The following is an 8,345-nucleotide window of genomic DNA, read 5'->3' on the forward strand; positions in this document are numbered from 1 at the left end:
GTGCCGCGGGCGCTGGCGATCGCGCGCAAGCTTGGCTGGCAGTTCGACATCATGTCTACCTCGTTCTTCCTGTCGCGCCGTGCGCTGAAGCCAGCCGCGCATTCCGGCATGCCGCGCTGGCAGGACCATCTGTTCATCGCGCTGAGCCGGACCGCCAACGACGCCACCGACTACTTCCAGATCCCGAGCGGGCGCGTGGTCGAGGTCGGCACGCAAGTGACCATTTGACAGACTAGTTGGACGATCTGGCGGCTCGCCGCATGGCGCGCCGGTCCGGGCATGCGACGGTGACGCTTGATTTTTCAGGCGTCCGGGGCGAGTTTCTCGGCCGGAGAGGGCGTGGGGATCGCCCCGGGATCAAGGGTTGGAGGATAGCGTGGCAACGGTGCACGATTTGACGCCGCAGGACGTGGCGCAGGGGATCGCGGAGGGACGCTATCTGCTGGTCGACGTCCGCGAGCCGAATGAAGTGGCTGCGGAAGCCTATCCGGACGGGGTCGTGGTTCCCCTCTCGACCTTCAACCCGCAGACCATTCCCGATCCGGCCGGCAAGGAGATCGTGTTCGCCTGCCGCTCGGGCAAGCGCTCGGTGACCGCCTCGATGGCGGCGCAGTCGGCGGGCCTGTCCTATGACAAGCATCTCGCAGGCGGCATGCTCGGCTGGAAGGCCGCGGGCCTGCCCACAAAGACCGGCGGCTGACAGCACATTATGATTTCCCAGAACAAGGTCTTCGCAGACCTTCCCGTCACCATTTTCGAGGCGATGTCGCAGCTTGCGCGCGACAACAACGCCATCAATCTCGGCCAGGGCTTTCCCGACGACCCGGGCCCGGAGGACATCAGGCGCGCCGCCGCCGACGCAGTGCTGAACGGTTACAATCAGTATCCGTCGATGATGGGCCTGCCGGAACTGCGTAGCGCGATCGCGTCGCATTACGCGCATTGGCACCAGCTCGATCTCGACCCGATGAGCGAGGTGATGGTCACCTCCGGCGGCACCGAGGCGCTGACATCGGCGATCCTGTCGGTGGTCGAGCCCGGCGACGAGGTGATCTGTTTCCAGCCGGTCTATGATTCCTATTTGCCGATCATCCGCCAGGCCGGCGGCATTCCAAAACTGCTGCGGCTGGAGCCGCCGCATTGGCGGATCTCCGAGGAGATGTTGCGTTCCGCCTTCACGTCCAAGACCAAGGCGGTCCTATTCAACAACCCGCTCAATCCGGCCGCGGTGGTCTTTCCACGTGAGGATCTCGAGCTGCTGGCGCGCTACTGCCAGGAATTCGATGCGGTCGCGATCTGCGACGAGGTGTGGGAGCACGTGACCTTCGACGGCCGCGAGCATATTCCGCTGATCACGCTTCCCGGCATGCGTGATCGCACCATCAAGGTCGGTTCGGCCGGCAAGATCTTCTCGCTCACCGGTTGGAAGATCGGCTTCGTCTGCGCCGCGCCGCATCTGTTGCGTGTCGCTGCCAAGGTGCACCAGTTCCTCACCTTCACCACGGCGCCCAATCTGCAGGTCGCCGTGGCCTACGGGCTGTCGAAGCCGGACGAGTATTTCCTCAACATGCGCGCGGAGCTCGCCAGGAGTCGCGACCGCCTGACCGCTGGCCTGGAGCGCCTCGGCTTCCCGGTGCTGAAGTCGCAAGGCACTTACTTCCTCACGGTCGACCTGTCGCCGCTCGGATTGAATGAGACCGACGAGGCGTTCTGCCGCCGTATCACCACCGACTACAAGGTTGCGGCGATCCCGGTCTCCGCTTTCTATGAGAAAGATCCGGTGACCTCGGTGGTGCGGTTCTGCTTCGCCAAGAAGGATGCAACGCTGGATACGGCGCTTGAGCGTCTCTCAGACGCGATCCATCGGCGATAGAGGATTTGACCACATGGCTCGCGGCGGCAATCGGCTCTTCTTCACTTGCGTAGCCGCCGCGCTGACATTGCTGGCGCCGGCCTCGCGCGCCGAGGAGCGGGTGGTCAATTTCTACAACTGGTCGAACTACATGGCGCCGGGAGTCCTGGAGGACTTCACCAAGGAGACCGGCATCAAGGTGGTCTACGACACCTTCGATGCCAATGAGACTCTGGAGACGCGGCTGCTGGCGGGCAAGTCGGGCTATGACGTCGTGGTGCCCACGGCCTATTTCCTGCAGCGTCAGATCAAGGCGACGATCTTTCAGCCGCTCGACAAATCGAAGCTGCCGAACCTTAGCAATGCCTGGCCTATGGTGACGCAGCGTCTGGCGACCTACGATCCCGGCAATGTCTACGCCGTCAACTACATGTGGGGCACGACCGGCATCGGCTACAACGTCAAGGCGGTCGAGAAAATCCTTGGCCCCGGCGCCAAGATCGACAGCTGGGATATGGTGTTCAAGCCGGAGAATCTGGCGAAGTTCAAGGGGTGCGGCGTCCAGATGCTGGATTCCGCCGACGACATCTTCCCTGCCGCGTTGAACTATCTCGGCCTCGATCCGAACTCCATCAAGCAGGCGGACCTCGAGAAGGCCGCGGAAGTCGTCGGCAAGATCGCGCCTGACGTGCGCAAGTTTCACTCCTCCGAATATTTGAGCGCGCTGGCGACTGGCGAGATCTGCCTGGTGGTCGGTTGGTCCGGTGACGTCATGCAGGCGAGGAGCCGCGCGGAGGAGGCCAGGAACGGTAAAGAGAACGGCGTCGAGATCGGCTATGCGATCCCGAAAGAGGGCGCGCAGATGTTCTTCGACAATCTGGCAATCCCTGCCGATGCGCAGCACGTCGCGGAAGCTTACGCGCTGATCAACTATCTCTACCGGCCGGACGTCGCCGCCAAGAACTCCGACTACCTGTCCTATGCCAACGGAAATCTGACGAGCCAGAAGCTGATCGCGCCGAAGATCATCAACGACCAGAACATCTACCCGGATGAAGCGACGCTCTCGAAACTGTTCGTCATCACCGCCCGCGATCCAGCGACCCAGCGCATCATCAACCGGCTCTGGACGCGGGTGAAGACGGGGCGGTGACGGTCGCTGTCATTGCGAGCGCAGCGAAGCAATCCAGGTAACGCCAAGATTCTGGATTGCTTCGTCGCCTTTGGCTCCTCGCAATGACGGTCGAGGCCTCGTTAGGTCATGATGCGATTGCACAGAATCGCATCATGGTCTCATGTCTTCGTTTGAGCATGATCGTTTCGGAAACCGGTTTCCACTTTTCCGGATCGTGATCTAACTGGCCATCCGGTGCATCGCACAGAGCTTGTTGCCGTCGGGGTCGCGCAGATAGGCCAGATAGAGCTTGCCGGCCGAACCTTCGCGCACGCCCGGGGGATTTTCACACGACGTTGCGCCGGCGGCGATTCCGGCCGCGTGCCAAGCGTCGGCCTGCTCGGGCGATGTGCAGGCAAAACCGATCGTGCCGCCATTGGCGGGCGTCGCCGGCTCTCCGTTGATCGGCTTCGAGACCGAGAAGATGCCGGTCGGGGTAATATAGAAAATCCGGTGGCCGTCGACCCTGGCGGGTCTCACGTCAAGCGTCCCGAGCAGCTTGTCGTAAAACGTCTTGGCCTTGTCGAGGTCGTTGGTCCCGACCATGATATGTGAAAACATCCCGCACTTCCTCCTCTATGTCTCCGAAACCGGATTGACATTTTTCGTTTCGTCTTGCGCAGCATCGCCGAGAGCAGACCGGCTGTCCCGCGCTGCACGCGTCTACCCTAACGAGAGGTCAGGAGCTGTGTAAGTACTTTGTTGCAGGGGATCGCAAGCAGGGAGCATAGCATGCTCCGATGTATCTTCCTTGCGGAGGAATATGCCTCGGCGAGGCTAACGCCAGCGGCGGTGCAGCCAGAGCCATTGCTCCGGATATTCGCGGACCCAGCCCTCGATCACGGAGGTAACCGCCTGCATGGTACCCTGGATGTCGATCTCGCCATTGGCATCACGCACCGGCTTGACCTCTTCCGACAGCTCCGCACGGAAGCGATGGCCGGGCTCCCGGATGATGCGAACGCCATGCACCGGGCATTCGACCTGGCGGAGCAGTCGCGCCAGGGTCGGATTGGCGCGGGTCTTGCGGCCGAAGAAGGTGACCTCGACGCCGTTGCTCCACCACTGATCGACCAGCATTGCGACGTGCTGGCCGTTCCTCAGCGCCTCCGCAAGTTGGAGCGGGGCGTTGCGGCCGGCCGGGATCAGCGTGCCCATCTTCACCTGCCGCATCTCCTGGATGATGCGGTCGGCGGAGGCGATGTTCGGCCTGCGGTAGAGGATCGCAGTGTCGAGCCCGTGGGCGACGGCGGCGAGCGCCGGCATTTCCCAATTGGCCAGATGGCTCGCGAAGATCAGCGCCGGCTTGCCGTCGAGGCGGAGCTGGTGGAACAGCTCATGGGTGCGATCGGAAAGCGCGATCCGGCTGGTCTCCGGGTGCGCCTCGACGTAATCCCAGATCTTGTCGATGTGTGCGAACTCGGCGCCGACGCGGCCAAGATTGTCCCAGACGCCGGCGAGAATGACGTCGATCTCCTCGGGCGACTTCTCCGGGAAGGCTTTGGTGAGATTGTCGCGGCCGATCCGCTGCTCGCGGAAGCGCGGGCCGATCCACTGCGCGATCCGCCCGAACAGGTCGGCGGTCTTGATCGGATCGAAATAGCGCGTGGTGCGCAGCATGCCGACCGTGAGTCCGCCCACGGCGGATGCGCCGAGCGATTTCGAGGCCTGACGCAATCGGGCCTTGGTCTGGGCGAGCAGAGTCATGTCGGTCGAAAGGCGATCAGGCCGGTTCGCGGGTCAGAATGAGCGAGGCGTTCTGGCCGCCGAAGCCGAACGAGTTCGACATCACCGCCGTGACGCGCGCATCCCGCGCCTTGTTGCCCACGACGTCGAACAGGATCGCGGGATCCGGCACCTCGTAATTGATGGTCGGCGGAATTCGTTGATGCTCCAGCGTCAGCAGCGAGATGATCGCTTCCACCGCGCCGGAAGCCGAGATGGTGTGGCCGACCATCGACTTGTTCGATGAGACCGGCACCTTGCTGGTATGCTCGCCGAATACGGCGGAGACGCCGACATATTCCATCTTGTCGTTTTCCGGCGTCGCGGTGCCATGTGCATTGATGTGGTCGATCTGCTCCGGCGCCATGCCGGCATCATCAAGCGCCTTGCGGATGCAGCCGATGATCGGCTTGCCGTCCGGCGAGGAGCGGGTGCGGTGGAAGGAATCGGTGAGCTCGCCGCAGCCGGCGATGACGCCGAGGATGTTGGCGCCGCGTGCGACCGCCGCATCATAGCTTTCGAGCACCAGCGCACCGGCGCCTTCGGCCATCACGAAGCCGTCGCGGTTCTTCGAGAACGGCTTGGAGGCGCCCTGTGGCGGATCGTTCTGGGTGGACAGGGCCGACAGCAGCGAGAATCGAACCAGGCCTTCCGGATTGACCGAACCTTCGGTCGCGGCACACAGCGCAACGTCGGTCTCGCCACGGCGGATGGCCTCGACGCCCAGCTGAATCGCAGTGGCGCCCGACGCGCACGCGGTCGACAGCGAGATCGGCGACCCCTTGGTGCCGAATGTCTCGGACAGATAATCCGCCACCGAGCCGAATTGGAAGCGGTGATGATATGGCTTGAACTTGCCGCCGCCGCAGATCTTGAGCAGATCGTCATAGCTGAAATCGGTGCCGCCGACCGCGTGCGCGAGCTCCAGTCGCTGCGGCCATTCGATCTCGACCGGCGCCACTGCCAGGAACAGCGGGCCGGGGAAGTCGCCCTTGCTGCCGATGTTGGACTGGGCGATCGCTTCCTCGACGACCAGATGCGCGAGCCGCTCGGCAAGGCCGGTCGAGGTGAAGGGATCGACCGGCACGAAGTCGACCGTGCCCGCCATCGTCGTCTTCAGCCCGTCAATCGGGAAGCGGGTGATGGTGCGGATGCCGGACTCGCCGGCTATCAGCTTGGCCCAATTGTCGGTCTTGCCGCCGCCGAGCGAGGTCGCGACGCCCATGCCGGTGACGACCACGATGGGACGTCCGAACTTGTCGCGTGTAGCAGTCATGATGTTCCCCCGTCGCGTGGTGATGCGGCAGCGCCGATTTGTTATTTCACCGCTTCGACCAAGGCCATGCCTTCGCCGCGATAATGCCCGGCCCCAACGACCACAATCTGGGTGGGCGCGTCCTTCATTTCAATCTCGACCCCGGTGGAATCGCCTGAAGGAAACAGGGCGCCGCGTGAGATCGAGAGCGCAGCGAGCGCAAGTCCGAGCGCGAACTGCGTCTCCATGGTGTGGCCGAAGCGGGTGCCGCTGGCGCGCACCGGAATCTCCCGGTGCTTCTCCAGGAACGCGCGTTCTTCCGAGGTGACCGGCTCCGCACCGGTCGCGCCGGTGATGATGGCGGTGCGGCCACCATGCGTTCCGACCGACGACCACAGCTTGTCCAGAGCGGCGGTCACCGCTCCCGGCTCCCGCCGCTTGGCGCGATCGGCAACGACGCTGGTCAAGCGTGCGAACGGCTTGGCGCCGCGCGCCAGTGCATGCGCCTTGGACTCGATCACCAGGAAGGCGCCGGCGGAGCCGAGCGCGAATCCACTGTGCTCCTGGCGCGCCCAGACCGGCGCGAAGCTGTTCTTCAGATTGTAGTCGCCGAATTCATAGAGAACCAAAAGGTCCTTGCGCTCGCCATTATGCGAGCCGCCGACCAGCGCGATATCGCTCTGGCCGCCGGCGATCCGCGCCAGCGCAATGCGCGCAGCGTCCACGGCCGCGACCTCTTCGCCCATGAAGGTGCGCGAGGTGCCGCATACTCCGTGCACGATGGCGATATTGCCGGCCAGGAGGTTCGAGAGCTGCGCCAGGAACAAAGTCGGGCGCAAATCGCTCATCAGCCGCTCGTTGAGGAAGCCCGGCGAGAAATTGCCCTTGGCCTCGGCATTGAGCACCGCGGTGTCGACGGAGATGTCACGCTCGCCGCCGCCGGCTGCCACGATCATATCCATCCGCGACAGGATTTCCTTGTTGCCCTTGAGGCCCGCGGAATCGAGCGCGAGGCCCGCAGCATAGGTGCCGATACGCTGCCAGGCTTCCATCTGGCGCTGATCGCCCTTCTTGGGGATCTGCGTGTCGAGGCTTACCGGCGCCCAGGGATGCACGACGTAAGGTGCGAAACCCTTCTCGTCGACATTGATGCGGCCCGCGTTCAGAGCCTCCCAGTTGGCATCGAGGCCTTCGCCGAGCGACGTTGCCAGTCCAATGCCGGTGATCCAGACCTCGACCGGATCTGTCGTCGCGGAAGTCGTCTCAGTCATGGCAGTAGGACCTGTTGCGGAAAGCCGATGCGCTTGGCTTCGGCGTCCATGTGTCCGCGCAGTTCAGGATTGGGGAAGGGGACATGGCTGAAGGTGATGGTCGCGTTCGAGCGCAGCTTGCCGCCAACTTTCACCCGCGCCTCGGTCATAGCGTAACCGGAACCTTCATGCAGTATGTTCGCTTCGATCGTCAGCACCTCGCCGGGGCTCACGAAGCCGCGCATCTTGGCTTCCTTGACCGCGGCCAGGAACGGCATGCGCTCGAACTTCATCAGCGCCAGCAACAGCCAGCCCGAGGTCTGCGCCATCGACTCGATCAGGAGCACGCCGGGCATGATCGGATAGCCCGGAAAATGCCCTTCGAAGATCGTGTTGTGGGTGGGAACCGTTGCCTCGACCGCAATCGTTTTCTCGTCCAGCTTGAGGTCGAGAATGCGGTCGATCAACTTGAAATATTCGATCTGCATGGCGGGCGCTCAGGCGCCCTTGGCGGCGACCAGCTCGTCGATGCGGGCGCAGAGGTTCTTCAGCACGAAATACTGTTCAGTGCTCGCCTTGCCGTCATTGACTTCCTGGGTCCACTTTTCCAGCGGCAGCTTGATGCCGAACGCCTTGTCGATCGCGAAGGCGATGTCGAGGAAATCGAGGCTGTCGATGCCGAGATCGTCGATGGCGTGGCTATCCGGCGTGATCGTGTCGCGCGGGATGTCGCAGGTTTCAGCGATGATCGTGGCGACCTGATCGAATGTGGAGGACATCACTAAGCCTTTGATGTATTTGAGATAATTTCCGGTATGGCGCAACGAGGGGGGCCGCGGCGCGAGTGTCCGGTGTCGTACCCTGGTCCCGTCGCCCCGGGAGTCGACTGCCCGTATATCGGAGCGCCACGGCGAGTTCAATGGAGGCGGAAGCCCGACGATATGGCCGGATTGTGGACCCGGAACGCCGCTTCGCCCGGTCGTCGTCACCATCAGGGCGTACCGGTGCGCGTTTATGCTCTCAGGGCATATAAGGTTCGGTGAGGACCCGCGCGCAATCATGCCGGCCGGTGAGCATGCAGTCCTGGGT

Annotated in this window: 10 protein-coding genes; 4 read left to right on the forward strand and 6 right to left on the reverse strand. The window is 63.3% G+C overall.

What is annotated here, in order from left to right; translation table 11 throughout:
- The 4 genes from WA702_RS06925 to WA702_RS06940 all read left to right on the forward strand — a co-directional run.
- Positions 1-228 (forward strand): KUP/HAK/KT family potassium transporter (locus WA702_RS06925; RefSeq protein WP_425109789.1); only part of this gene is annotated, 228 nt, incomplete at its 5' end.
- Positions 229-376: 148 nt separating this feature from the next.
- Complete coding sequence (locus WA702_RS06930) at positions 377-700, forward strand: rhodanese-like domain-containing protein (protein ID WP_425109790.1); 324 nt, start codon at positions 377-379, stop codon at positions 698-700.
- Positions 701-709: 9 nt separating this feature from the next.
- Positions 710-1,873 carry an aminotransferase gene (locus WA702_RS06935; RefSeq protein WP_425109791.1) on the forward strand — a complete coding sequence of 388 codons (1,164 nt, stop codon included), beginning with the start codon at positions 710-712 and terminating at the stop codon, positions 1,871-1,873.
- Between the two features lie 13 nt (positions 1,874-1,886).
- Positions 1,887-3,005 (forward strand): polyamine ABC transporter substrate-binding protein, encoded by a 1,119-nt coding sequence (locus WA702_RS06940; RefSeq protein ID WP_425109792.1) that lies wholly within the window; start codon positions 1,887-1,889, stop codon positions 3,003-3,005.
- A 201-nt stretch (positions 3,006-3,206) separates the two neighbouring features.
- On the opposite strand, the gene WA702_RS06945 is transcribed toward WA702_RS06940, so the two are convergent.
- The 6 genes from WA702_RS06945 to WA702_RS06970 all read right to left on the reverse strand — a co-directional run bounded on the left by WA702_RS06945 (position 3,207) and on the right by WA702_RS06970 (position 8,035).
- A complete protein-coding gene (locus tag WA702_RS06945; RefSeq protein WP_425109793.1) occupies positions 3,207-3,587 on the reverse strand; it encodes a VOC family protein in 381 nt (126 codons plus the stop codon).
- A gap of 216 nt (positions 3,588-3,803) precedes the next feature.
- A complete protein-coding gene (locus tag WA702_RS06950; protein WP_425109794.1) occupies positions 3,804-4,733 on the reverse strand; it encodes a lipid A biosynthesis lauroyl acyltransferase in 930 nt (309 codons plus the stop codon).
- A gap of 16 nt (positions 4,734-4,749) precedes the next feature.
- The gene (locus WA702_RS06955; protein WP_425109795.1) at positions 4,750-6,027 is read right to left on the reverse strand and encodes a beta-ketoacyl-ACP synthase; all 1,278 of its coding nucleotides are present in this window, start codon (positions 6,025-6,027) and stop codon (positions 4,750-4,752) included.
- Between the two features lie 41 nt (positions 6,028-6,068).
- A complete protein-coding gene (locus WA702_RS06960; RefSeq protein WP_425109796.1) occupies positions 6,069-7,277 on the reverse strand; it encodes a beta-ketoacyl-ACP synthase in 1,209 nt (402 codons plus the stop codon).
- Positions 7,274-7,744, reverse strand: a complete 471-nt coding sequence (locus tag WA702_RS06965) for a 3-hydroxyacyl-ACP dehydratase FabZ family protein (protein WP_425109797.1) — start codon at positions 7,742-7,744, stop codon at positions 7,274-7,276. Before WA702_RS06965 ends, WA702_RS06960 begins: the two co-directional genes overlap by 4 nt.
- A 9-nt stretch (positions 7,745-7,753) precedes the next feature.
- On the reverse strand, positions 7,754-8,035 hold the full coding sequence (locus WA702_RS06970; RefSeq protein ID WP_006609130.1) for an acyl carrier protein: 282 nt from the start codon (positions 8,033-8,035) through the stop codon (positions 7,754-7,756).
- Positions 8,036-8,345: the final 310 nt, after the last annotated feature.

The sequence above is a fragment of the Bradyrhizobium sp. genome (assembly GCF_049798375.1).
Classification (GTDB): Bacteria; Pseudomonadota; Alphaproteobacteria; order Rhizobiales; family Xanthobacteraceae; genus Bradyrhizobium.

Coding starts and splice junctions, on each gene's coding strand:
- WA702_RS06935 (WP_425109791.1), top strand. CDS start 710: ATGATTTCCCAGAACAAGGTCTTCGCAGACCTTCCCGTCACCATTTTC.
- WA702_RS06940 (WP_425109792.1), top strand. CDS start 1,887: ATGGCTCGCGGCGGCAATCGGCTCTTCTTCACTTGCGTAGCCGCCGCG.
- WA702_RS06945 (WP_425109793.1), bottom strand. CDS start 3,587: ATGTTTTCACATATCATGGTCGGGACCAACGACCTCGACAAGGCCAAG.
- WA702_RS06950 (WP_425109794.1), bottom strand. CDS start 4,733: ATGACTCTGCTCGCCCAGACCAAGGCCCGATTGCGTCAGGCCTCGAAA.
- WA702_RS06955 (WP_425109795.1), bottom strand. CDS start 6,027: ATGACTGCTACACGCGACAAGTTCGGACGTCCCATCGTGGTCGTCACC.
- WA702_RS06960 (WP_425109796.1), bottom strand. CDS start 7,277: ATGACTGAGACGACTTCCGCGACGACAGATCCGGTCGAGGTCTGGATC.
- WA702_RS06965 (WP_425109797.1), bottom strand. CDS start 7,744: ATGCAGATCGAATATTTCAAGTTGATCGACCGCATTCTCGACCTCAAG.
- WA702_RS06970 (WP_006609130.1), bottom strand. CDS start 8,035: ATGTCCTCCACATTCGATCAGGTCGCCACGATCATCGCTGAAACCTGC.